The sequence below is a fragment of the Paenibacillus sp. FSL F4-0100 genome, assembly GCF_037993005.1.
Lineage (GTDB): Bacteria > Bacillota > Bacilli > Paenibacillales > Paenibacillaceae > Paenibacillus_AQ.
The window spans coordinates 4,927,493-4,949,865 of the sequence record NZ_CP150303.1 but is presented as its reverse complement, the minus strand read 5'-3'; the positions used below and the strand labels follow the sequence as shown (position 1 = coordinate 4,949,865).

Sequence of the window (22,373 nt, the reverse complement as noted above, 5' to 3'; positions counted from 1 at the left end):
ATGCGAGAAGACGTATTCCGACCCGGATGCCACTTGCGGCGTTCAGCGAACGAAGGCCAACCAGAACAAATTTTTCATTGGATACCGCAAGCATTCCATTGTTTGTCCAAGTCCCAAAGGGCCGATTGTCTTGTTCTCCATTATTCTGCCTAACGACACCGCGGACGTTAAAGTAATGTTGCCGCTCATTGAAATGATGAAGAAAATCGAAGGGCTAAAAGTCGACTATCTGGAGTGTCTTTTCTAAACGATGTATATCCGAAGTCGAAGGCTTCCAAAAAAAGACTCCCTTGTGGATGGAATTTTGGTTTAAACCAAGGGACGGTTCCCTGGATCATGTCGCTTCTCGGTATCGAATCGTATGATAATGAATCTGCTTACAATGCAATCCTTTTTTTCATAAAAAATATGACGATCATCCCTATGAGCATGGTGTATTTTGCGAATGTGCGGAGTTAGCATCAAATAGCTCTCAACTGCCGCAGGAATACGATCGGTGGCCTCGTTCCGTTAACGGGCCGATTAGTTTATTTGTGATATGCTTAATTTTTACATCTGTAACTTTTTAAACATAGCAATTTGAAAGAAATCATGGCTCATTTTTTATGCTAATTTGTATTGTGTATAAACCTACTAAAACTCTTGAATATTAAGGAGGTAAAAATTATGAATAACAAAATCCAAAAAATCACGCCAAACTTGTGGTTTGATACACAAGCCGAACAGGCGGCAGAGTTGTACACTTCTATTTTTAAAAATTCGAAGATAGGAAGAATCACTCACCATGGCAAAGATAATCACGGGATACCAGAAGGAACCGTAATGACTGTGGAATTTCAACTGGACGGGCAAGAATTCGTAGCCTTAAATGGCGGTCCGTATTTCAAATTCACAGAGGCAATATCATTTATCGTGAACTGTGAAGATCAAGATGAATTGGACTATTTTTGGGAAAAACTCTCCGAAGGCGGAGATGAAAAGGCTCAAAACTGCGGTTGGCTAAAAGATAAGTATGGCGTGTCGTGGCAAATTATTCCTTCCACTCTAACCGAGATGGTAAGCGACCCAGATCCAGAAAAATCAGAAAGAGTTATGAAAGCATTGCTCCAAACGAAGAGTAAAATTGACATAAAAACTTTGATGCAAGCGTATGAGGGATAAAGTGCACTTTGCCGTTACAGACTGGGGGAAGACCGTACCGCGAGTCATTGATAACGGAAAACGTTAGTTCAGAATTTACCGCCGTATGATTGATAGGGCGGTTTTTCTTTTGGCCAGAAATCAACAATCAAGGATAACAGAGCCTAAAAAAGAAATGAATCACCAACGGGATAAGTCTGTCCAAAATTGGGTACTGTCCAAGGTGTCTATGTTGGCACAAACGACACCCGACCGTCATATCGCCCTTTCATTTCCAATATTGAAGTCTATACAGGTTAGTTACCCTGCTGTTATTTAGAATGAGAGTAGGCTTTTTGAACAAGCTCTATAAGTCCGTTAGGCCCTTGGCCAAGGCACCCTTCACGAATCAAATTTTTGAGGATTTTAACCATCCGGATGCCGTCGATATCGAGCGTCTGACCGAGGATTATGATCACGCCGTCCATCGTGGCAAATACGATATAATCGTCATGGAAGGATTTCTCTTGTATCAATTCGAATATCTTCGGAACACCCTTGATTTGAAACTGTTCGTAGATTGCCCTGCAGAAGAAAGAATGCTTCGCAGAAACCGCTGGTTTATCGATAAGGGGCATAACGAGGAAAGTGTGCTTCAGGAATATTTACAGCTTGTGAGATACAGACACGATGAATATGTTGAGCCTACCCGCTGGCATGCGGATCTGGTAATGAATAGTTCCCTGAAGGGAAAACAAGGCTTTGAGGTTGTGAGTGATTGGATTCTAACCAGATTACTGGAGAACAGGAACCCGCTTAGATAACAGGCGTGCTTGTACTCGGTATCTTGGAACATCCATGTAAGACCTCTCCGTATTCATGTGAGGTGTTGATGTCATGCTGAAAGCGGGTTACAATAAGTAAGTCAGTATTCATACTCGCTAGGAGGCGTAAAGAATGAAAGTTGAAATATGGTCGGATTTTATGTGTCCGTTCTGTTATATTGGTAAACGCCGTTTCGAATCGGCTTTGGAGCAATTCCCTAATAAAGATCAGGTTGAGGTGGTATACCGCAGCTTTGAGCTGGATCCCAGTGCATCGTATAAGACCGGGGTTTCCATGGATGAGATATTGGCATCCAAATACGGCATGAGTATCGAACAGGCTAAGGCTGCGAACGGCAACGTGACCCAGCAAGCGGCAAGCGTCGGGCTTACTTATCATATGGATCGCGTCATCCCGGCCAATTCATTTGATGCTCACCGCCTGGTTCATTTTGCATCCGGACATGGTAAAATGAAAGAAATGACGGAGCGGTTGTTCCGTGCACACTTTACAGACGGCGAGAATCTTGGTGATAAGAATCGATTGGCTGATCTGGCGGCTGAAGTCGGCCTGGAGCGGGATCAGGCAGTGGCCGCGCTCGAGAGTGACGATTTCGAATCGGAAGTAAGGGCAGATGAATCAGCTGCAACAAATTTAGGAATTCGGGGAGTGCCATTCTTCGTGTTGGGAGGCAAATACGCCGTGTCCGGTGCGCAGCCGCTGGAAGTGTTCACGGACGCTCTAGATAAGGCTTATCGTGAAGCGAATCCGCTAGTGATGGTGAATGACTCCGACAGCAGCGACGGCATGTGTGCCGACGGATCTTGCGATTTGCCGGGCAGCGCGAAATAAAACATACACAGCAAGTAAGAGCCCGAAGCATCAGTAAACGATCTTCGGGCTCTATTTTTCCAATTACTAATCATAATACATAGGAGGCCATATGCGGCATCTTCCATCTGAGGAACTTATCCATCGAATTCAGGATTCGGAAACGGATTATATGTTTGATCGAATGAAAGCAATCGAAGGTCGGACCGGAAATCCCGAAGGGGTCGAAATGAAGCGCTTCGGCCATGTACTGTGCTTGTACAGCAAGACGATGCCTTGGCTTTCTTTTAACACGGTGAAAGGAATGCGTTCAGAGGATCTGAATAACTTGGACGATATCATCGACTTTTATCGATCGAGGGACCGCAAATTCCAGTTTGAGATCGTACCCGGCCTGGTGAATCAGGAAGTCCTAACTGCGCTTGTCGATCGCGGATTCTATCAATCTGCTTTTCATAATTCCATGTATATGAACCCGCAAGAGATGAAGGGGATGCAAGGTAATGGAATTGTGATCAGAACAATAGACAAAGATGAATTTGAGGATTATGCTAAAGTTCATTGTCGTGGAACAGGATTGCCTGATCAAGGAATTCCATCTGTAGCCGCGAATAATCGTGTATTGTATTCACGCCCGGGATGGAGCTTCTATATCGCTTATGTCAAAGATGAACCGGCTGCAGCTGGCGTCATGTATGTAAATCAATCGTCAGCGTCACTAACATTTGCGGCAACACTCCCGGAGCATCGTAGACAGGGCTTGCAGCAGGAGCTGCTTCGTAGGAGAATACAGGAGGCGAAGCTTGCAGGATGCGATCTGATTGCCTCCCAATGTGCCTTCTTATCGCAGAGCCATCGTAATATGGAATCGATTGGCATGAAGCTGGGTTATGTTCGGACGACGTGGACCGAGCGCTAGCCTGAAAGTTCAGAGCAGTAATGCAGGTGGTGGCAGACATGCAAGAACATATGGATTTTCTTAATTTGGAGTACTTACAACTAGGCTCTGCTAAACAGAAGCAAGCTGCCATGGTTATAGACGAGCTTAGACTATGGGATCATTTGAAACCCTGCAACCCGATATTGGTGGGTACAATCCCTATTGGGATTGACATCGCTTCAAGCGATCTCGATATCATATGCCATGTGACGGATTTTGCCCGTTTTGAGCGAGAGCTCACGACGCATTATAGTCAACTTGTTTCGAATTTCACATGCTCATCCCGTACGGTCAACAACGTGGATCGAACGGTAGCGCGTTTTCAGTATAAGGGGTGGGAATTCGAGATTTTTGCACAGCCAATACCTTCGACGAAGCAGAATGGTTACCGTCATATGATTGTGGAATACAAGCTTTTGAAGCGACTCGGTGAAACTGCAAGACAAGGAATTATCGAGCTGAAGAGGTCGGGTTACAAGACGGAGCCTGCCTTTGCGAAGCTGTTACATATTACTGGCGATCCTTATGAGGAGCTGCTCAAGATGTATCACTGGCCGGAGGATCGACTGGACGCCTATATTAAATCTTATATGGACAAGGAGAATGAGTATGAGTGACAAACAGCAGCTGCTGAATGAGTATTCCGCATGGATCGGCAAAGCGAGAGAATTCGCGGAACAGGAAGAGGGATTCTGGAGCACCCCGATTGCAGAGGGGAAATGGGCAGTACGTGATGTGGTGTGCCATATTATGCGCTGGGATGAGTATTTTTACAATGAAGCCATTGCCAAAATTTCTACAGGGGATGCATTGACCGTCCGGCATATGGATTATGATACTTTCAATGAACAGTCGAGGCAATATGCCAAGACGTTATCAACAGAAGCGCTGGTGGATCAGACGATAACCGCAAGGGAGAAGCTGATTCGGGCGATCGAAGCCCTGCCTGAAACGTCATATGAGCTGCGGTACACGGACGGGGACGGGCATCCCTTTGAGGTAGCGCAATTTATGCGGGATTTCATCTGGCACGACAACCACCATCTGGCTCAGCTGAATCAGGTGCTTCAAGTCAGCTAGTCGGCAATACTTAGCAGAAATGGGTGAAGTCATTGATTGGCTACTTGGACATCATGTCTTACTTTACAGAGAGCAATCTGGAATGGTTATTAGAACAATTTAGAGCATTAGGCCCTCTGCCGGGCATCCTTCTGACTTTTCTGAAATCCTTCATTCCACCGATGCCCACGATCGTGATTGTAGGTGTGAATGCGGCGGTGTATGGGCTGTGGGCCGGGTTTCTTTACTCTTGGATCGGCATGGTGGCAGGATGCTTAACGACCTTTCTCATCGTGCGCAAAATATCCGGTACAGCACTGATCGAACGCTGGGCGAATAAACCTAAAGTTCAGCGTGGTATGCGCTGGATTCAGCGCAACGGTTTCAGTTACGTTTTCCTGCTTGGCATACTCCCCGTAGGGCCGTTTGTAGCGGTCAACGTAGCCGCCGGGCTAGCTAGAATGAACCTGATGTCCTATCTGATGGCTGTAACCTTGGGCAAGGGCATTATGGTATTCTGTGTCTCTTACATCGGTGCCAACCTGTCCGATTTTATTGCGGAACCTTTTAAATTGTTCGGTGTCCTTGCCTTTATCGTGCTGTCCTTGTTGGTCAGTCGGAAGCTGGATTCATACTTTATAAGAAAACAATCGGTACACGATCAACAAGCAGAGCTCGAGACCCATTGAATAGCATCATGGCTGAGGAAAAAAACGGACGGTATGGTTCTTCATGACCATATCGTCTTTTGGCATATCTCGATCTCGCCTTTTGCTGTATAATGGAAAAATAGTAATGTCAAAACCAGCATGATTGAAAAGGGAGTAAGTGTTATGACAAAATTGGCCTCATCCATTCTCGAAATGATACGTATGATGATCATAATGATGATCTTTGTAACGGTTCTGGGCAACATTGAACATGAAATACTGAAGGCCTGGATACCTTGGAACGGACTATATTTCCTGTTCCTGTTCGTGGGGAATGTACTGTTGTTTCTTGTGCTTTACCGGAATCGCCTGCAGTTCAGCGGTTGGTATCGTTCAACCGCGACCCAGCACAAGCTGTCTAGAAATACGACGAGGATTGTCATGGCACTGGGCATGATCCTTATCGGAGCGCCCATCATGATCACGTGGTTCATAGTATAATTGGTGTAATTCATCGGTTATAAGCTCGAACGATGGGATTTAAAGGGGCAGTTCCAAAGGTATCGACCTTTGGAACTGCCCCTTGTTTGATGATTACAGTCTTTTACGTTTATACAGCGTTACCAAGAGACAAGAGAGAAGAAGCAGCACGATGGATACTCCGGCGTACAAGGCCTCCTTGGCACTGCCTTGTTCCTCGGCAGCCCCGTTTGACCAATCGACCGGCCGGCCCATCCCCCTACCTCCCTGCATTTGACCGCCAAACTCGAATCCGTTCCCCATCTGCCCCTGAGGGAAATCCGGCATCTGGCCTTGACCATTCTGGCCGGGGTCCTGAGGCATGGTTGATTGATTTCCAGTAGAAGGGGGGGTTGCGCTCGATCCGACTGACAAGGAAGGTTCATCCCCTGTAGGTACGGTGTCAGGATCAGGACCTCCTTCAGCTTTGCCTGAGGTAACGTCTGCACTACTTCCCGACGCGTCGCCAGAAGGTTCAGGCGTAGCACCGTTGCTGTTGGCGGACGTGTTTCCGCCAGAGATGCCTCCGGCCAGGGTGTCGTTAGGGGGAAGCATCCCATTTCCATTCGTCCCGCTGCCGCCATCTCCACCCGGTGTCGTGCTCGTGCCAATATCAGTATCAGTAGTGTTTCCCTGGGTGCCTCCATTCGAATTAGGCTGTGGCGTACTGTTATTCCCGCCAGGTACCAGTCCGCCACCACCACCAGGTCGCATGCCACCACCACCCCCAGGGCCCATGCCGCCGCTGCCGTTTCCATCGCCTGCGGAAGGGATCGTTCCATCCAGCTGCTGCTGGATATTATCCGTTGACTCTTCCACGAATGAGGTCAATGTCGGGATGGATTGCTCGTAATCCTCATAGGAATAGAAGGGTCTTGGGTCTTTCTTTACGTGTTCGGAAATTAAGTCTTGTAATTGCGCCACCCGCTCATTGAATGTTTCCTGCTGCATGTAGCCTTCCAGCATCTCCGAGAGGATGGCGTGATAGCGTTCCTTATATTCGTCAACCTCGAGCAGTTTGGCAATCAGGGGTCGTTCCGCCAAGGCTCCCTGGGTTGGCTCGTCAATGAGGATGCTGGAGCCCCCAAATCCTCCGAATGCCATATTATAATCCCAAGGCAGGACAGAGAAGATGCCATTGTTCTCATACAGGTAGTAGTTCTGTTTGTTCATCCCCAGATAACTGTCCATATTGGAAGCAACGACATTCAAGGCAACGTACTTAAGTACATTATCCACGTCCAGAACCTTCTCATAATCGGTGCCGTTATTGAGCTCGTCCAGCATATCGATCAATACATCGTCGTTGGATGATTTGGATTTCATGACAAGTCCGGTATAGGAATCGGGGTCATTGCCAAGCCAAGTCAGATCGCTGCCCGCACCGTTCATTTCGGCCTTGTACAACGCGCCGTACGAATGATCGAAATGACGCTCCAGATAGGAGTCGCCAATCTGTTCAATTGCGAGGTAGAACCCCCATAATTCATCGTTAACGTATACATTGACGTAAGAGAAGCCGGGTGTCGGCAGTCCGACGGAATCCGCCAGCTCGTAGGTGAGGAATTCCCGCATATACGAGGCGTCGCTATAGTTGTTGTTCAGATTGATTTTACTGATTCCATTCAAGGTTTGATTGAGGTATTCGTCAAAGGATATTTTGAAGCTGTAGCGGTCGGAGTCCGAATTGACCACGCTGCGCAGGCTTAAATTGCCTTTGGTACGAATGCCGACATGATCAAATTGTATGCCGTTGTAATTGACGGATGCTTCTTTATATTCTTCGGCGCTGGCGTTGTCCAGCATATTCTGAAAATCCGCTTCGTCCATCGTGATTTTAACATCTATGACCTTATCCTTCGGAAAAACCGTTGAATCGATTTGCTCCTGCTGGGCATCACTCTCCGTGCTGCTTACCGTTTCGGCAGCTGTGGGTGTCCATTGGCAGCCTGAGATCAGGAGGAATATGGTCAGCACAAGGGACAGCAGGACCGTCATTCTTATCTTTTTCATCTCTGACCACCGCCTAACTTAGGATACATAGTCGCCACTGTAACTGATCAGTACCGCGTTATGGACACCCGAGAGCTGGGACAGCTTGTTTACGAACTGGCCTTCGGCGTCACGCAGCCTTACTTCCAGTGTCAGTTCAATGCTGCCTGGCGTCACGGTTTTTTGCTTCAGATTATAACGCTTCACGGCTTGACCGATTTGTTCTTTTACGGCTTGCTCGCTCTGCTCATTATCGCAATGAATCACGAGCAGATAAGGCGTATCCACAGTTGCTTTTTTAATGAAGAAGAACAGGATAAGACCGACTGCGATGGAGCCGATGACTGCCAGCGTGTAGAACCCGGCTCCGGTTACGATCCCGGCAACCGCGGCCCAGAACAGGAAGATCAGATCGGTTGGATCCTTGATGGGCGTACGGAAACGGACGATGGAGAGTGCGCCGACCATACCGAGCGAGAGCACGAGATTTGAGTTAATGGCAATGATGACAACGGCCGTGATCATGGTCATCCCGATCAGAGACACGTTAAAGCTTTTGGAATACAGCACGCCGCTGAAGACTCTTTTATAGAGCAGATAAATAAATAGCCCGATAACGAAAGCAACGGACAGCGTAATCAGGATTTTGGCGATGCTGATATCGGATACGAAGTTTTCCATGACGGAGTTTTTGATGATATCCGAAAAATTGGTGGTGCTTGTACTGCTTGATGTAGATGTGGTGTTCATGAATTATTGATCCTCCCATGTGTTATATTTCAGAAATTTGCGGCACATCACGTACTTGGAGGCCGATTGACGGCCCAGTCCTTCCAGCTGCAGCGCGATTTTGATGTAATCCGGGATATACTCGTCATATTTGACTTCCAGTATGATCAGATTCTCATCGATCGCCCGGATGGGCAGCAGATTCCGATTGAACAGATCCGTGGAGTGCAGGCCGGTTCGAAGCTCCTTATCAAACGTAATCCGGACATTTCCGTTAGGACAGACATACGGCTCCCGGACATAATCGACAATGACCTTGGGCCGCAGCAGCTTATGCTTCATCTCGTGATACAGCTCCATCATCAATGGCTTGTCTGGTTGATAGAGGCATTCGTATTGACCGGCCATGATCTGATCAACCATCTCCCTTGTGAGCGGCTCCTTCAGCTTGGCGATGTAATCCCGGAATTTGATTTTTTTCTCAAAATGGATGGTGTCGTCGGTTACGTTGTAGATGCGGATGCGGTATTTCACCCGGTCCCGAACCCCAGCCAGCTTCTCGTATAACGCTTTGTTGTTGATATCATCAAAGTACAAACTTCGAATGTGATATTCCCCGCCAGGTCCTGCATGCTGATCGTAGTTCACCAGATTTCTCAATCGTTGACGGATGATTTGATACTGGTGAATATTCACAAAAAATTTCAGCTCGTTCCGGTATTTCAATGGGGTCGTCATGATTCCACCTCGTTTCTCTCTATCATTCGTTTGCTTGTTTGCTTACGAAATCTATCCTATCAATCGTTCCTGATATCTTTCTTAAACGCGGCTGAATGTAAACTGAATGTTTTCGCTATGTAAAAATCGAGATTTCGAAGTAGACGGAATTCATGATTCGGTGGATCGTGCTTGTTCGTGGAGGTAAGGAAGGAGGTCCCGCTGCTGTTACAATTATGGTAGGATGAAACTATATTCGCGAAGAGAATGGACGATGCGTCATGATATATTATGTGGTAGCGCTGTGGAGCGCGGCGGCTGTGCTGCTGTTCAATCAGCCTCGGAGCGAGGTGAACCGCTGGGCGGCTTTTTTTCTATGGAGCGCAGGGATCGGCGGCTTGACGGATTTGCTTGCGCCTTCCGGTTTTATTCCGGTCCGGTACGAGCCGTGGACACAATTTCTCAACCATACCCTGACACCGTACGGCGTGTTGATATTTTGCATGGTGTATACCCGCAGACCTCAGCATCATAAGAGAATGCGCGATTTCAAAATAGGCTTGTTTCTGCCGGTGCTCGCGATGCTGGCACAAGTGCTTTTGACGGAGGGTTACCGAATTCATTATGGCTGGTTATTCGTGTGGACGGTTCCCTATTATGTGGCCGCATGTGCCTTGCTTATTCACGCGTTGTCCCAAGAGATGAATCCGCAAAAACGCAAAAGCATGTGGATCACCACCTGGATTATGGTACCTACCTTACTCGGTGTGATGCTGCTGATTAATGTGGGAAACCTGATCTCGCCCGGTTATGATTCGTTCCGGTATGTCTCCTTGTTCATTTTGTATTCACTGGGCGTTGCCGTCATCTGTACCTTTGTGTACGGCGTCCTGGGCGTACGCCTGAAATTCGAGCGCGATCCGCTGGATCGCACGATGCAAGCCGTCAGCTCGGGGACATCGATGCTGAATCATACGATTAAGAACGAGATCGGGAAGATTGCGATGAGCACGGAAAACGTAAAGCGGCTGCTGCCACAGGACAACGGCGTTGCCATCGAACAGCTTGAAGTCATAGCGAACTCATCGGAACATCTGCTTGCCATGGTGGGGCGCATGCAGCAGCAGATGAAGGCATTCAAGCTGGTGGAACAGCCTGTCCGCGTGGATCAGCTGCTTGCTGAACTGCAGCTCCGTGAACAGGATCAGCTGCGCAGGCATGGCGTTGAATTGAAGGTGATCTGTAGTCAGCGGCCGTGGCTGCTCGCGGATACCGTCCATTTGAAGGAATCGATCAGCAATCTCATTCGTAACAGTGTGGAGGCGATGCCTGAAGGAGGGCTGATTACGATAACGATAATCGCAGACCGCAAAGGAGCGGCGATTTCCGTTAAGGATAACGGGATTGGCATTCCGAGAGCGCAGCAGGAGCTGGTGTTTGAACCTTTTTACAGCACCAAGGGTCATAAGAAGGATAACTTCGGGCTTGGTTTGTCGTATGTGTATAACGTGATGAAGAAAAGCGGAGGTTCCGTAGGTCTGGAGAGCCGTGAAGCGGTTGGTACGGAGATTACGTTATATATTCCGCGTAGTAAAATTATTCGTTTATCCGGGAGGGAAGAAGCTTGAATCGCATACAAATCTTCTTGGTAGAGGATGACCCGGATTGGATTAAATCGATGACCGTTTTTCTAAATGCGCAGGAAGATATGATCGTTGTCGGGACGGCCGAGTCGCCCGAGCAAGCGATTGCGATGGCGCAAATCCTCTCCTTTGACATCGTGCTTATGGATATTCAGCTGACTGCAGGTCGACATGACGGGATATACACCGCCGCCGAAATTCTTGATCGTAAACCGCAGGCCAAGGCCATCATGCTGACCTCGCTCGGTGACGAGTTGGCGATCATGCAATCCTTTACGGCTGGAGCCATCAATTATATTGAGAAGTCGAGGTTTAAGGAGCTTCCGGCAGCGATCCGAAGCGCGGTGTTTCATCCGGGGTCGATGGAGGTGCTGCTCAAGGAATTTGCCCGCCTCAAGCGCGAAGAGCAGTTACGCGGCTTAACGCCTGCGGAGCGTGAGGTGTTTGATCTGTTGGATGAAGGGTACACCCATTCCCAGATGGAGCAGAAGCTGTTCAAAACCGAGAGCACGCTCAAGAACCAGATCAATAAAATTTTGAAAAAGCTCGGGGTAAGAAGCAGCAGGGAAGCCGTGGAGAAGGTCCGCCGCAAAGGGATTGTGAGAAAGAACGACAACTAGCTCTGGTGCAGATTAAGACTGGATCATATGGAAGGATCGGAAGAGGTACTACGAAACGTAGTACCTCTTCTTGGTATGTTCTACAAAAGTGAGGTCTGACGGCGAGTCCCCGGCGGCTGTAAAATGACTTGTAAATAGAGAGGTGTCCGGCTTAAGTAACGAAAGGACATCCCAAGGGGAGCTGAGCGCATGAAGAGAAATCCGATCTATGTTGAACTCGATATCAAGACGGAGATGGATAAGTTGTGGACGTTGACGCAAAAGCCTGAGCTGCATCAACAGTGGGATCTGCGATTTTCCGAGATTCATTATTTACCGAAGGCTGATTCGGGCATCCAGCGTTTTTTATATAAAACCCGCATTGGGTTCGGACTGGAAGTTACAGGAGCGGGAGCCACGAAAACGGCTGTCCGCCCGAAGACGGGAAATCGGATCTCGGTGCTGCGATTCGGCTCGGATCAGCGCAGCTCCCTAATTCGGGAGGGAAGCGGCTATTGGAAATATGCGGACCAGGGGAGCGGGGTCATCAGCTTCTCTACCCAATACGATTACAAAACGCGGTTCGGCATGGCGGGCGCCTGGTTTGACCGCTTGCTGTTCCGGCCTTTATTCGGCGCGGCGACGGCATGGAGCTTTGATGTGCTGCGTTTGTGGGCAGAGAAGGATATTCCGCCTTCGGCTACGATCCGGAAGGCTTTCATCCATGCCTTGTGCGTGTTTATGCTGGTCGTTCTATGGTGTTATGAGGGGCTGGTACCGAAGCTGTTGTTCCCGGAAGCCGGGGAGCTTGATCTATTGAGGCAGTCAGGCCTGGCTGGAGGGCAGGAGAGGGTGGTGCTGATCTTGCTCGGCATAACCGAGATCGGCGTCGGTTTATTGACATTGCTCTTTCACAAGAACTGGTTGTGGTACAGGCTGATGATGATTTTGCTTGCGATCTTGATGCTTGGAGCATGGATAACGGATCCCGAGTTAATGAAGGCCCCATTCAATCCGTTAACGCTTAGCGGATCCATGATGGGGTTTTGCTTGATGGCTTCGCTGTCCGCTTCGGATTTGCCAAGCGCTTACCGTCCGGCTCGAAGACGAAGACCGGTTATCGGGCATACATCCGGCAAAGGAGTGAATGATCATGACCTCGATCTATGAACAAGCGCTAGACTCGCAATTTCAAAAGCTCCATCCCAAAATTCAGGAGCGGTTCGGGTTTGACAGCAAGGATCACATCGCTTCGATTGGCGAAGGCATCATGGAAGAGATCTGGTACGCGCCTTGGGCTGCACTGCCTCTCTATATAGGCACGACGCGGCATATTATGTTTCCAAATCGAGGGAAAGGGATCCCGTTTCGGATTGAGAACTATGCTTATCGGGATGAATGGGGAAGAGAAACGGTGACGTGGTGTCGCAGCTTTGATTTTTCGGGCATTCAGAGGCGGTTTGATGCCACGATGATCTATAGTGCGCAGCGCAGCCGTGTCGTGGATTATTTAGGGAATAAACAGCACCTGGCGGTCGATCTCCGGATAGCCGCGGGGGCTAACGGCGGAATTCGCATTCAATCGGGGGAGCAGAGGTTTTATGAGGGGCTTTTGCAGTTTCGAGTTCCCCGGTGGCTCACCGGAACAGCCGATGTATGCGAGTGGTATGATGACGGGAATCAACAATACCGGATCTCCGTTGAGGTGGACAATCCGATATGGGGGCCTGTCTTCCGGTACAAGGGAAGCTTTCAGGCCCGGATCATGGCTGTAGCCAATGGAGCTGTTCCGCTACATGTGAAACCTCTGCGGGTTGAGGTTAGAGAGTAGCGGTAGTATCAGAGGAGGAGAGGCTGCTGCTCTTTCGCTCACGGAACATTCGGTAGTATAGAAACGAAGATACAACATATAGCGTTCCGGTAATACAAAATGTGATCGCATATCCCCAATAGCTGCCGTAAGTGGTGACGAGTTTAGATTGTACGGGTCCCATGGTAGCCCAGCCTAGCATGAAGGCTGTTTGCGTGACCGAATTGGCGATTCCTCTTCGGTGATCCGGTACGCGGTCGATCAGAATAGAGGACTGTATCGGATTGGCAGCATTCATCAGGGCTTGGCGGAACAGGAAGCCGACCGATGCGATGAGGAGTACGTTCGTGAACCCGGTTAACAGCAGGAAGGGCAAGGATAGGACTTGAAAGAGCACCACGGCCCTGACGGCTCCCACCCGATTCACCAGTGTAGGTCCAATCAGCATCGATACGATAGTCATGACTTGTCCGAGTGATATCAGAATGCCGACAGCCGATAACGATATCGAGAAGCGGTTGGTAAAATATAAATTCAAATAAGGCACGACAAGCCCTGAACCCAGGCCGATTAACAATTGGGCAAGCGCGAACTGACCGATGACTTTGTAATCCCCCAAACCGGAGGTGTTAACAGCTCCTCCTGCCTGAGCTGGTTGATGATCCGTAAGCGGTGCATCCAGTGCCTGTATCTCCTCGGCCTTCTGATCGGTTGTGAACAAGAGCGGGATAAACGCCGCAAAGGTTGCCAGGCCGCCTATGAAAAGCGCGGTTTTCAAGCTGCCGACCTTGTTCATACCAACGGCCTGCAGGGCATCCGCCAAGAATCCGCCTCCCATGCTTCCGAGCACTTGAGAAGCAAGAACAAGCGAGGCATGGATGCTAAAGACCCGCATGCGAGCCGCTTTCGCCGTGTTTTCCGCTAAAAAGGGGATAGCCAGCACCTGAAAAAAGGATGCGAATAAACCGGTATATATTGCAAGACCAAGCAAGCTGAACTCGCTTTCAAGAAAAGAGCGCGCGATCAGTCCTGCACCGCTTAACAACGCCCCAAGGACGAGGATTCGTTTGCGGCTGCCACGGTCTCCGATCAGGCCAATCGGAATGAACATCAGTGCCGTTGCCAGGGATTGAATACTGACCACTGTTCCATTCATGGAGTCATTATATCCAAGGCCTTGTATGTACAAATTGTAGAGCACGCTAAACATGCCGGTACCGATCTGATACAGCACGTTAGCTAGAAAAAACAGCTTGATGTTACGCGGCCAAGAATGCATTTCTTTTGCCGACTGTTGAATGAAACCCATGATGATACCCCCTAAATTTTACAGCAGCAACCTCTATTCTAGCAGGTTCCACATAAGGGAGGAAGAAATATTATATGTGAGTGGAGTGCGATTGACATGTTATAGACAAAAATATAAAATGTCTATATAAATAACTAATTGAAAAGTGGTGTTAACATTGGATCCGAACGAGCGTTTCTGGAATGCTTCTATAGATGAACTTAAACAAGGCTATATTGACGAAGGGCCCGTATGGGTATGCCTCCTGTGCGGGAAGACGATTGAGAAAGGGATCATCTACCCGGACCAAGATGTGTTATATGAGTCAGAACGATACATGACCGTTCATATCCGCCGGGAGCATGGCTCCGTGTTTCAGTATCTGTCTGGCCTCGATAAGAAGCTGACTGGACTGACCGAGCATCAGAATCGATTGCTGCAGCTCTTCTACCAAGGCAAGAACGATAAAGAGGTACAACAGGAGCTCGGCATAGGCAGTGCATCGACGATACGCAATCACCGTTTTGCCTTGAAGGAGAAGGAAAGACAGTCCAAGGTGCTGCTAACTTTAATGGAGCTGCTGAAGGAAAAGGATAACCATGCACCGGCATTCGTGGAAATTCCCAAGCAGGCCAAAATGGTGGATGAGCGCTACAATGTCACGGAAGAAGAGAGGCAATCGATCCTGGCCAAGGTGTTTCCCGAAGGGACCGATGGCCCTCTAAAGACATTTAAGCTCAAAGAGAAGCAGAAGTACGTCGTTTTACGAGAAATCGCAGCCCGTTTTAAACCGGATGTCTTGTATTCCGAACAGGAAATCAACGATACGATCGGAAGAGACAATCCCGATTATGCGACCATTCGCCGATATTTGATCGAATATGGTTTTTTGAATCGCAAGGATGATGGAAGCCAGTACTGGTTAACGACATAAACGCTAAGATTAGGAGGTTTTAACGCCATGAATCGCAGACAGGAACTAAATCAAATGTATAAGGAAATCAAGATTGAAGCAGGCGTGTATCAAATTCGAAACACAAAGAACGGCAAGGTATTTGTTGCCGGAACGAATAACTTGAAGACCATGAACGGCAAACGATTCGAGCTGCAGATGGGAACGAGCTACAATAAGACGCTTCAGCGGGAATGGAATGAGTATGGTGAGGATGCTTTTGTCTTCGAGATTCTGGAGACGATTGAGCCGAAGCAAGATCCGTTCTATGATCTGAAGGACGCGGTCAGCAAACGAGAGGCATATTGGATTGAACAGCTGGAACCTTTTGGAGAAAAGGGGTATAACGCAGAGCGAAAATAAGGCTTTTGTGTGGCGAACCTATGTGTAGGATATGAAATCACATTCCTTTCGTTTGCAATGCGCTGTAAGGGTAAGATATGATGAATTTAGAGGCTTAAATCGCTTCCTTTCCTACTTCTTACTACACGAAAGCGAGACGTGAACACGATAATGAGATCCATAGCTTGGGTAACCGACAGCACGAGTACAATCGAACCTGAATTCGCCAAGGAAAATCATATTTATATTGTACCTTTGAGGTTGATACTTGGACAGGAGGCGTACAGGGAAGGAATTGACATCTCGGCAGAGACCTTTTATGAAAGAATGAAAGATGAACCGAAAGTCAGCAGTTCACAGCCTCCAATCGGTGAATTCATCGAATTATATGAATCCCTGAAAGTGAAGTATGATGATATTATCGCCATTCACTGTTCATCCGAGCTCAGCGGAACATTGAATTCATCTATGCAGGCAGCAGAGATTGCCGAGGTACCCGTGGTTGGCATCGATTCTCAAGCGGGAGCGTTTCCGGTACGCGAAATGATCATGTCCGGGATTCACTGGCATAGCCAAGGGGATACCGTGCAGATGATAAAAGATAAAATCCAGTCCATGGTGCAAAACATGTCGTTCTACCTTATTCCGGCAAGCCTGCACCGGCTTCACAGCAGCGGTCGGGTATCCGGCACCCAGCTTCTTCTCAGCAATCTGCTCCGCATTCATCTGCTGCTGAGATTTGATGAAGGCAAAGTCATTGTGGAAGAGAAGATCCGAACGTTCAAGAAGGCCAAGCAGAGAATGCTGGAACTTATGAAACTGGATTTACAGAAAATTAAAAAGGTCTGCATCATGCACGCAAACAACGTAGAAGAGGCCGAAGAAATCCAGAAGGAAATTAGCGGGGCCCATCCGGCGTTGAAAACCGAAATCATGACCTTTATTCCCGTTGCGGGCATCCATGCCGGCGAGGGCACCATTGCGATGTCGTGGATTAAATATCATCCTGCTTATTCCTAGTTATAGTACAGATCCTGCCTGCAGATACTATCTGCAGGCTTTTGCATGTTTTTCGATTCTATACGACCTGTGATGGTTGTATATGTAGTAGGAGATGATTCCAAGGAAAGGAATGACGTTCACATGAAAGTGATTATCACGCAAGCTGAGGCGATGCAAAAGAATATATGGGATGATATCATGCTGATGTTCGGAAGAACGGATGAGGATGAAGTATGGGACACGGAGCAGTTTATATTAACCGAGGAGCAAGCCCGTAAGCTTGGACTGCTTAAATAGGCGAAAAAGGGCCGTTGTCGATGCGGCTCTTTCTTCTTTCTTAGGCGGGCAGCTTAGGCTTGGTTTGGGCTGTAAGGAAATCATGTTATGATGGAAGGACTCTGTGGAACAGAGGACGAATATAATAGTGTGAATTTGAAGGAAGGTGACAAGTTGAAGCGTAGGACAAAATGGATGTGCTTAACGATGCTGGTTGTCATCTTGCTATTGGCTGTGGCAGGTTGTCGGGGCGAAGCCGAACCCAGCAACCCTGGGGACAACGGGCCAGGAGCTTCGCCTTCGGAGCAAGTGCAGGAGCCGCAGACTCCTTCTCCAGATAATGAAGACGGGACACCGCCTTCATCAGGCAGCACGGACAACGAAGGCGAGGACGGGAATTTGCCTGAGAACGAGCCTGAAGATGCGGTAGCTGAGCTTCTGAATAGCATGACCGTCAAGGAGAAGATCGGCCAGCTGGTGCTGGTTGGAATTGAAGGGACTACCTTGGATGATACCTCGCGCAGATTGCTGGAGGATTACCATGTAGGCGGATTTATCCTTTTTAAGGATAATATCGAGAGCGTACAGCAGTCAGTAGACCTATTGAATGAGCTGAAGAAGGCAAATGCCGTGAATCCTGTGCCGCTATGGCTGAGTATTGATGAGGAGGGTGGACGGGTTACCCGTTTTCCCGATGAATATGTGAAGCTGCCGTCAAGCGGCAAAATCGGAAGCAACGGGGATCTTGCACTGACCAATCGTGTTGGTGGTCTTATCGCGCAAAAGGTGTCGGGAGTCGGACTCAATATGGTTTTTGCCCCGGTGCTGGATATTCATAGCAACCCGAACAATCCGGTTATCGGCGATCGAGCCTTTGGCACCACAGCAGAAACCGTAAGTGCGCAGGGGATCGCCTCCATGAAGGGGATACAGAAGAATGGTGTCGTTCCTGTAGTGAAGCATTTTCCTGGGCATGGCGATACTTCGGTCGATTCCCATCTCGGTCTGCCTGTTGTTGACCATGATCTAAAGCGTCTGCATGAAGTGGAGCTGGTACCTTTTCAACAAGCGATTGATGAAGGGGCCGATGTGGTCATGGTTGCGCATCTGCTGATGAAGGGCATTGATCCGGATACGCCATCTTCCTATTCGAAACCCGTCATTAACGATTTGTTAAGGGAAGAAATGGGGTTTAAGGGAGTCGTTATAACGGATGATATGACAATGGGGGCTATTTCCGGCAGCACGGACGTAGGGGAGGCTTCCGTGAAGTCCGTCGTCGCAGGGAGCAACATGATTCTGATCGGACATGAATATGCATTAGAAGAAGCGGTCATTCAAGCATTGACCAAGGCTGTTGATAGCGGCGTAATCCCGGAGGAGATGCTGAACGACCGGGTGAGGGCAACGCTTGAACTAAAGCACAAATATCAGCTGAGCGATGAGCCCGCGAAGGCTCCCGATGTGAAATCGTTGAATCAGCAAACGAAAGCTGTACTAGATCAGCTTAAATAAACGTAGCATATGTAGTGTAAGACGATGAACTTGTACTTGTTCGAAGAGGCAATGACTAGTTCCTTAAGGCAGATTTGGAGCATAAAAAACCCGATCTCAGGGTGAGATCGGGTGAAATGAACTAGAATATATTAGAAGTTGATATAGTGTAAAAAATATGCTAGAATGAAGGATAAATAACTATTGGCTTAATGTCATAATAACCTAATGCTAGATTAGCATGAAAATATGGGATTGTCAACAGGGGGGCGTAGAATGGAGAACCGTCAAAGTGCGGATTTTGCATTGGAACGAGAGGTTACGGATACAGAGAAAGCGGCTAATTCTCCGACAGAGGATTTTTCGGTTCATGACGATCTCTCACTTCCACCAGGCATCAAGATTAGCGATCCGGTTCGCATGTACCTGAAAGAAATCGGTCGGGTTCCCCTCCTTACAGCCGATGAAGAAGTGGAACTGTCCAAACGAATAGAGGAGGGAGACGAAGAAGCGAAACGCCGTTTGGCCGAAGCGAATCTTCGTCTCGTTGTAAGTATAGCAAGACGCTATGCTGGTCGGGGAATGCAGTTCCTTGATCTGATACAAGAAGGCAATATGGGCCTGATCAAAGCGGTGGAGAAGTTCGATTACTCCAAGGGCTTTAAGTTTAGTACGTATGCCACCTGGTGGATACGCCAGGCGATAACCCGCTCGATCGCTGACCAAGCAAGAACGATCCGGATTCCGGTGCATATGGTAGAGACGATTAATAAGCTTGTCCGTGTCTCCAGGCAGCTCCTTCAGGAGCTGGGGCGCGAACCGACACCAGAAGAAATCGGTAAAGAGATGGATATCACGCCGGAAAAAGTACGTGAGATCCAGAAGGTATCCCAAGAACCTGTGTCCCTGGAAACGCCGGTCGGCGAGGAGAGCGACTCCAACCTGGGTGATTTCATTGAGGATCAGGACGCATTGGCTCCGGCAGATGCCGCGGCGTTTGAGCTGCTGAAGGAACAGCTGGAGGAAGTGCTGGATACGCTCACCGAGCGTGAAGAGAATGTGCTCCGGCTGCGCTTTGGACTTGAGGATGGTCGGACCCGCACTCTGGAGGAAGTAGGGCAGGTGTTCGGCGTTACCCGTGAACGCATCAGGCAGATTGAGGCGAAGGCGCTTCGTAAATTGCGTCATCCGAGCCGCAGCAAACGTCTCAAGGATTTCCTTGAATAAACCCTGGGCACGAATAAAGAGATCATGAATGAATCCCTTGGTTACGGTCTAATGGCTGTAATCCAGGGATTTTTTGCTATTTAGCCAGGATTCCACTCCAGTTTGACACCACCCAAGTAGTTGGATCATAATGATGTAACATCCCCACATTTAGTAAGGAATGTTGTGCCTAATGTGAAGAATAGGGAGTGACATGTCTACGATGACTTTACATACATCTGCTATCGACCGATTGTGCAAGCGCAATGTGGAGCTGTCTGCTTTTTCTACGTACGGGATCGGCGGTTCAGCCAATTATCTGGCCATGCCTGAAACGGCAAATGACCTGGCGGATCTGCTGCAGGACTGCAGGAAACGCGGGATGCCATGGTACATCTTTGGGATGGGCTCCAATATCCTGTTCCCGGATGAACCGAACCATGATCTGGTGTTTATATCGCTCAAAAACCTGGTGGATCTTCGGGTGTCGGGAGATAAATGGTACGTTTCATCCGGCGCGCCCATGTCGCTACTGTCCTTGATGGGTTTAATGGGGGGGACGGATATGCTCGACTTTACTTTTTTGCTGCCAGGCTGCGTAGGAGCTGGCATCTATATGAATGCCAAATATAATGCGCGCCAAATCTGCGATATTCTGGACACGGTTTATTATATCGATACAACGGATTCGAGCTTAAAGGTACAGTCCATTCCCGTGGCGGACTGTTTATTTGCATACAAGCAATCCATCTTCCAGCAGCACCCTTGGATCATAGTAGGCGCCGATCTCAATATTCCGGTCAGCTCGGAGGAGCAGATCAGCATGACGTCCGAACTGCTTACAGAATGGAAGACCCGCGGCAGCCATCCATCATCCTTGCCGTCCTTCTTCTCATTCTTCCTGGGCGAGGTGCACGCATTGGCAGGAAGAGGAATCGAGACGCCGCAGTCAATGCTTGACATCATCAAGTACCGGACGAGTAAACGCCATTTCGATTACCCGTCCTGCGGTTCCGTATTCAAAAATAATTATGATTATGGGGTAGCCGTCGGCTCGCTCGTGGATCAGCTGAATATGAAAGGAACCGAATATGGCGGCGCGATCATTTCTCCGCATCACGGTAACATGATTCTGAACCAGAAGCATGCCAAGGCAACCGACATTCTGTACTTGATGAATCTGATCTCGGAGTCGATTAACAACCATTTTGGATTCGTTCCGGAACCGGAAATTGTATTGGTATAAATACGACCTAAAAATAATCTCTGTAAAGGAATTGGAATAAGTAGAATTTAACGATATAATCAGATAGGTGATCATCTGTTTATCGATATAAACGATGAAATTTATGTTGCGAGAGGGGCATTATATATGGCAAAAACATTAATTTTTGGACACAAAAATCCGGATACGGACACGATCTGCTCTGCTATTGCTTATGCTGATTTGAAGAACCAGCTTGGTCTTTCCGCCGAGCCCGTACGTCTTGGTGACGTTAACGGTGAAACGCAATATGCGCTCGATTACTTTAAGGTAGAAGCGCCGCGGTTCGTTGAGACGGTTGCGAATGAAGCCCAAGACGTTATTCTCGTGGATCATAACGAGCGTCAGCAAAGTGTAAGCGACATTGATCAGGTTCGCGTAATTGAGGTTATCGATCATCACCGCATCGCGAATTTTGAGACAAGCCATCCATTATATTACCGTGCTGAGCCTGTCGGCTGCACAGCTACCATTCTGAACAAGATTTACAAGGAAAAAGGTGTAGCCGTTCGTAAAGAAATTGCTGGCCTGATGCTGTCCGCCATCATCTCGGACTCCCTGTTGTTCAAATCCCCAACCTGCACGGACGAAGATATCGCAGCAGCTCGCGAGCTGGCTGAGATCGCTGGCGTGGATGCAGACGTCTATGGTTTGGAGATGCTCAAGGCAGGCGCCGATCTGAGCGACAAAACTATAGCGCAATTGATCTCCCTGGACGCCAAGGAATTCCAAATGGGCGGAGCCAAAGTGGAAATAGCACAGGTTAACGCGGTCGATACCAATGATGTATTGTCCCGTCAAGCCGAACTCGAAGATGCGATTCAAGGGATTGTCGCTGACAAAAACCTTGATCTGTTCGTCTTCGTCGTGACAGATATTCTGAACAACGATTCAATCGCTCTTGCACTCGGTAAAGAGTCCAAAGCCGTTGAGAAGGCATACAATGTGTCTCTGTCAGAGAACAAGGCTCTGCTTAAAGGCGTGGTTTCCCGCAAATCGCAGATCGTTCCTGTTCTGACCGAAGCATTCAATCAATAATATCTGGATGAGTATCAACAAGCCTGACCATCGACTGAGGAATCAGTGGGGAGGGCTTGTTTTTTATTGTTGATTTCC

24 protein-coding genes are annotated in these 22,373 nt (G+C 48.4%); 20 read left to right on the top strand and 4 right to left on the bottom strand.

The window, feature by feature from the left end:
- The first annotated feature begins 666 nt into the window (after nucleotides 1-666).
- The 8 genes from MHH48_RS22215 (at nucleotide 667) to MHH48_RS22180 (ending at nucleotide 5,925) form a co-directional block, all read left to right on the top strand.
- The gene (locus tag MHH48_RS22215) at nucleotides 667-1,161 is read left to right on the top strand and encodes a VOC family protein (protein WP_042226070.1); all 495 of its coding nucleotides are present in this window, start codon (nucleotides 667-669) and stop codon (nucleotides 1,159-1,161) included.
- 314 nt (nucleotides 1,162-1,475) lie between these two features.
- Nucleotides 1,476-1,943, top strand: coding sequence for a uridine kinase (locus tag MHH48_RS22210; RefSeq protein ID WP_256720483.1), 468 nt, complete (start codon nucleotides 1,476-1,478; stop codon nucleotides 1,941-1,943).
- A 133-nt stretch (nucleotides 1,944-2,076) separates the two neighbouring features.
- Nucleotides 2,077-2,796 carry a DsbA family oxidoreductase gene (locus MHH48_RS22205; protein WP_076322061.1) on the top strand — a complete coding sequence of 240 codons (720 nt, stop codon included), beginning with the start codon at nucleotides 2,077-2,079 and terminating at the stop codon, nucleotides 2,794-2,796.
- Nucleotides 2,797-2,887: 91 nt separating this feature from the next.
- Nucleotides 2,888-3,694, top strand: coding sequence for a GNAT family N-acetyltransferase (locus MHH48_RS22200; RefSeq protein WP_076322060.1), 807 nt, complete (start codon nucleotides 2,888-2,890; stop codon nucleotides 3,692-3,694).
- Nucleotides 3,695-3,732: 38 nt separating this feature from the next.
- Complete coding sequence (locus MHH48_RS22195; protein ID WP_076322059.1) at nucleotides 3,733-4,332, top strand: DUF4269 domain-containing protein; 600 nt, start codon at nucleotides 3,733-3,735, stop codon at nucleotides 4,330-4,332.
- Entirely contained in the window at nucleotides 4,325-4,795 is a 471-nt protein-coding gene (locus MHH48_RS22190) for a DinB family protein (RefSeq protein WP_076322058.1), read from the top strand. Before MHH48_RS22195 ends, MHH48_RS22190 begins: the two co-directional genes overlap by 8 nt.
- Before the next feature lie 23 nt (nucleotides 4,796-4,818).
- Entirely contained in the window at nucleotides 4,819-5,463 is a 645-nt protein-coding gene (locus MHH48_RS22185; RefSeq protein ID WP_083659612.1) for a TVP38/TMEM64 family protein, read from the top strand.
- Between the two features lie 144 nt (nucleotides 5,464-5,607).
- Nucleotides 5,608-5,925: a hypothetical protein gene (locus tag MHH48_RS22180; RefSeq protein WP_076322057.1), complete on the top strand. Its 318-nt coding sequence runs from the start codon at nucleotides 5,608-5,610 to the stop codon at nucleotides 5,923-5,925.
- A 93-nt stretch (nucleotides 5,926-6,018) separates the two neighbouring features.
- Here the strand turns inward: MHH48_RS22180 and MHH48_RS22175 are convergent, their stop codons facing one another.
- From MHH48_RS22175 to MHH48_RS22165, 3 genes are read right to left on the bottom strand one after another with little or no spacing between them, the layout of a single operon-like run.
- Nucleotides 6,019-7,956, bottom strand: a complete 1,938-nt coding sequence (locus MHH48_RS22175; protein WP_076322056.1) for a CotH kinase family protein — start codon at nucleotides 7,954-7,956, stop codon at nucleotides 6,019-6,021.
- Nucleotides 7,957-7,974: 18 nt separating this feature from the next.
- On the bottom strand, nucleotides 7,975-8,685 hold the full coding sequence (locus MHH48_RS22170) for a DUF4956 domain-containing protein (RefSeq protein ID WP_076322055.1): 711 nt from the start codon (nucleotides 8,683-8,685) through the stop codon (nucleotides 7,975-7,977).
- A 3-nt stretch (nucleotides 8,686-8,688) separates the two neighbouring features.
- On the bottom strand, nucleotides 8,689-9,402 hold the full coding sequence (locus tag MHH48_RS22165; protein ID WP_076322054.1) for a polyphosphate polymerase domain-containing protein: 714 nt from the start codon (nucleotides 9,400-9,402) through the stop codon (nucleotides 8,689-8,691).
- 260 nt (nucleotides 9,403-9,662) lie between these two features.
- Between MHH48_RS22165 and MHH48_RS22160 the strand changes: the two genes are divergently transcribed.
- The 4 genes from MHH48_RS22160 to MHH48_RS22145 all read left to right on the top strand — a co-directional run bounded on the left by MHH48_RS22160 (nucleotide 9,663) and on the right by MHH48_RS22145 (nucleotide 13,454).
- Complete coding sequence (locus tag MHH48_RS22160; protein ID WP_076322053.1) at nucleotides 9,663-11,009, top strand: sensor histidine kinase; 1,347 nt, start codon at nucleotides 9,663-9,665, stop codon at nucleotides 11,007-11,009.
- Complete coding sequence (locus tag MHH48_RS22155; RefSeq protein WP_076322052.1) at nucleotides 11,006-11,644, top strand: response regulator transcription factor; 639 nt, start codon at nucleotides 11,006-11,008, stop codon at nucleotides 11,642-11,644. Before MHH48_RS22160 ends, MHH48_RS22155 begins: the two co-directional genes overlap by 4 nt.
- 189 nt (nucleotides 11,645-11,833) lie before the next feature.
- Entirely contained in the window at nucleotides 11,834-12,793 is a 960-nt protein-coding gene (locus tag MHH48_RS22150; RefSeq protein WP_076322051.1) for a DoxX-like family protein, read from the top strand.
- Nucleotides 12,777-13,454, top strand: a complete 678-nt coding sequence (locus MHH48_RS22145) for a DUF4166 domain-containing protein (protein WP_076322050.1) — start codon at nucleotides 12,777-12,779, stop codon at nucleotides 13,452-13,454. The genes MHH48_RS22150 and MHH48_RS22145 overlap by 17 nt, the downstream gene beginning before the upstream one ends.
- Here the strand turns inward: MHH48_RS22145 and MHH48_RS22140 are convergent.
- On the bottom strand, nucleotides 13,444-14,742 hold the full coding sequence (locus MHH48_RS22140) for an MFS transporter (RefSeq protein WP_076322049.1): 1,299 nt from the start codon (nucleotides 14,740-14,742) through the stop codon (nucleotides 13,444-13,446). The two genes, MHH48_RS22145 and MHH48_RS22140, sit on opposite strands and share 11 nt — an antisense overlap.
- A 157-nt stretch (nucleotides 14,743-14,899) precedes the next feature.
- Between MHH48_RS22140 and MHH48_RS22135 the strand changes: the two genes are divergently transcribed.
- From MHH48_RS22135 to MHH48_RS22100, 8 genes are all read left to right on the top strand, one after another.
- The gene (locus MHH48_RS22135; protein WP_076322048.1) at nucleotides 14,900-15,655 is read left to right on the top strand and encodes a DUF2087 domain-containing protein; all 756 of its coding nucleotides are present in this window, start codon (nucleotides 14,900-14,902) and stop codon (nucleotides 15,653-15,655) included.
- Nucleotides 15,656-15,682: 27 nt separating this feature from the next.
- Nucleotides 15,683-16,036 carry a GIY-YIG nuclease family protein gene (locus MHH48_RS22130; RefSeq protein ID WP_076322047.1) on the top strand — a complete coding sequence of 118 codons (354 nt, stop codon included), beginning with the start codon at nucleotides 15,683-15,685 and terminating at the stop codon, nucleotides 16,034-16,036.
- Nucleotides 16,037-16,186: 150 nt separating this feature from the next.
- On the top strand, nucleotides 16,187-17,035 hold the full coding sequence (locus MHH48_RS22125; protein ID WP_076322046.1) for a DegV family protein: 849 nt from the start codon (nucleotides 16,187-16,189) through the stop codon (nucleotides 17,033-17,035).
- A gap of 123 nt (nucleotides 17,036-17,158) precedes the next feature.
- A complete protein-coding gene (locus tag MHH48_RS22120) occupies nucleotides 17,159-17,314 on the top strand; it encodes a hypothetical protein (RefSeq protein WP_165593394.1) in 156 nt (51 codons plus the stop codon).
- 153 nt (nucleotides 17,315-17,467) lie between these two features.
- Nucleotides 17,468-18,808, top strand: a complete 1,341-nt coding sequence (gene nagZ / locus MHH48_RS22115; protein WP_256720482.1) for a beta-N-acetylhexosaminidase — start codon at nucleotides 17,468-17,470, stop codon at nucleotides 18,806-18,808.
- A gap of 255 nt (nucleotides 18,809-19,063) precedes the next feature.
- Nucleotides 19,064-20,014 carry an RNA polymerase sigma factor RpoD gene (rpoD, locus tag MHH48_RS22110; protein ID WP_076322045.1) on the top strand — a complete coding sequence of 317 codons (951 nt, stop codon included), beginning with the start codon at nucleotides 19,064-19,066 and terminating at the stop codon, nucleotides 20,012-20,014.
- A gap of 202 nt (nucleotides 20,015-20,216) precedes the next feature.
- Nucleotides 20,217-21,239 carry an FAD-binding protein gene (locus tag MHH48_RS22105; protein WP_076322044.1) on the top strand — a complete coding sequence of 341 codons (1,023 nt, stop codon included), beginning with the start codon at nucleotides 20,217-20,219 and terminating at the stop codon, nucleotides 21,237-21,239.
- 126 nt (nucleotides 21,240-21,365) lie between these two features.
- Nucleotides 21,366-22,295, top strand: a complete 930-nt coding sequence (locus MHH48_RS22100; protein ID WP_076322043.1) for a manganese-dependent inorganic pyrophosphatase — start codon at nucleotides 21,366-21,368, stop codon at nucleotides 22,293-22,295.
- Nucleotides 22,296-22,373 lie beyond the last annotated feature (78 nt).

What these genes read in the sequence shown, in the direction of transcription:
- MHH48_RS22130 (WP_076322047.1), top strand. Translation starts at nt 15,683, where the DNA reads ATGAATCGCAGACAGGAACTAAATCAAATGTATAAGGAAATCAAGATT.
- MHH48_RS22120 (WP_165593394.1), top strand. Translation starts at nt 17,159, where the DNA reads ATGAAAGTGATTATCACGCAAGCTGAGGCGATGCAAAAGAATATATGG.
- MHH48_RS22195 (WP_076322059.1), top strand. Translation starts at nt 3,733, where the DNA reads ATGCAAGAACATATGGATTTTCTTAATTTGGAGTACTTACAACTAGGC.
- rpoD (WP_076322045.1), top strand. Translation starts at nt 19,064, where the DNA reads ATGGAGAACCGTCAAAGTGCGGATTTTGCATTGGAACGAGAGGTTACG.
- MHH48_RS22205 (WP_076322061.1), top strand. Translation starts at nt 2,077, where the DNA reads ATGAAAGTTGAAATATGGTCGGATTTTATGTGTCCGTTCTGTTATATT.
- MHH48_RS22140 (WP_076322049.1), bottom strand. Translation starts at nt 14,742, where the DNA reads ATGGGTTTCATTCAACAGTCGGCAAAAGAAATGCATTCTTGGCCGCGT.
- MHH48_RS22125 (WP_076322046.1), top strand. Translation starts at nt 16,187, where the DNA reads ATGAGATCCATAGCTTGGGTAACCGACAGCACGAGTACAATCGAACCT.
- MHH48_RS22160 (WP_076322053.1), top strand. Translation starts at nt 9,663, where the DNA reads ATGATATATTATGTGGTAGCGCTGTGGAGCGCGGCGGCTGTGCTGCTG.
- MHH48_RS22175 (WP_076322056.1), bottom strand. Translation starts at nt 7,956, where the DNA reads ATGAAAAAGATAAGAATGACGGTCCTGCTGTCCCTTGTGCTGACCATA.
- MHH48_RS22145 (WP_076322050.1), top strand. Translation starts at nt 12,777, where the DNA reads ATGACCTCGATCTATGAACAAGCGCTAGACTCGCAATTTCAAAAGCTC.
- MHH48_RS22215 (WP_042226070.1), top strand. Translation starts at nt 667, where the DNA reads ATGAATAACAAAATCCAAAAAATCACGCCAAACTTGTGGTTTGATACA.
- MHH48_RS22190 (WP_076322058.1), top strand. Translation starts at nt 4,325, where the DNA reads ATGAGTGACAAACAGCAGCTGCTGAATGAGTATTCCGCATGGATCGGC.
- MHH48_RS22150 (WP_076322051.1), top strand. Translation starts at nt 11,834, where the DNA reads ATGAAGAGAAATCCGATCTATGTTGAACTCGATATCAAGACGGAGATG.
- MHH48_RS22180 (WP_076322057.1), top strand. Translation starts at nt 5,608, where the DNA reads ATGACAAAATTGGCCTCATCCATTCTCGAAATGATACGTATGATGATC.
- MHH48_RS22200 (WP_076322060.1), top strand. Translation starts at nt 2,888, where the DNA reads ATGCGGCATCTTCCATCTGAGGAACTTATCCATCGAATTCAGGATTCG.
- MHH48_RS22100 (WP_076322043.1), top strand. Translation starts at nt 21,366, where the DNA reads ATGGCAAAAACATTAATTTTTGGACACAAAAATCCGGATACGGACACG.
- MHH48_RS22165 (WP_076322054.1), bottom strand. Translation starts at nt 9,402, where the DNA reads ATGACGACCCCATTGAAATACCGGAACGAGCTGAAATTTTTTGTGAAT.
- MHH48_RS22170 (WP_076322055.1), bottom strand. Translation starts at nt 8,685, where the DNA reads ATGAACACCACATCTACATCAAGCAGTACAAGCACCACCAATTTTTCG.
- MHH48_RS22105 (WP_076322044.1), top strand. Translation starts at nt 20,217, where the DNA reads ATGACTTTACATACATCTGCTATCGACCGATTGTGCAAGCGCAATGTG.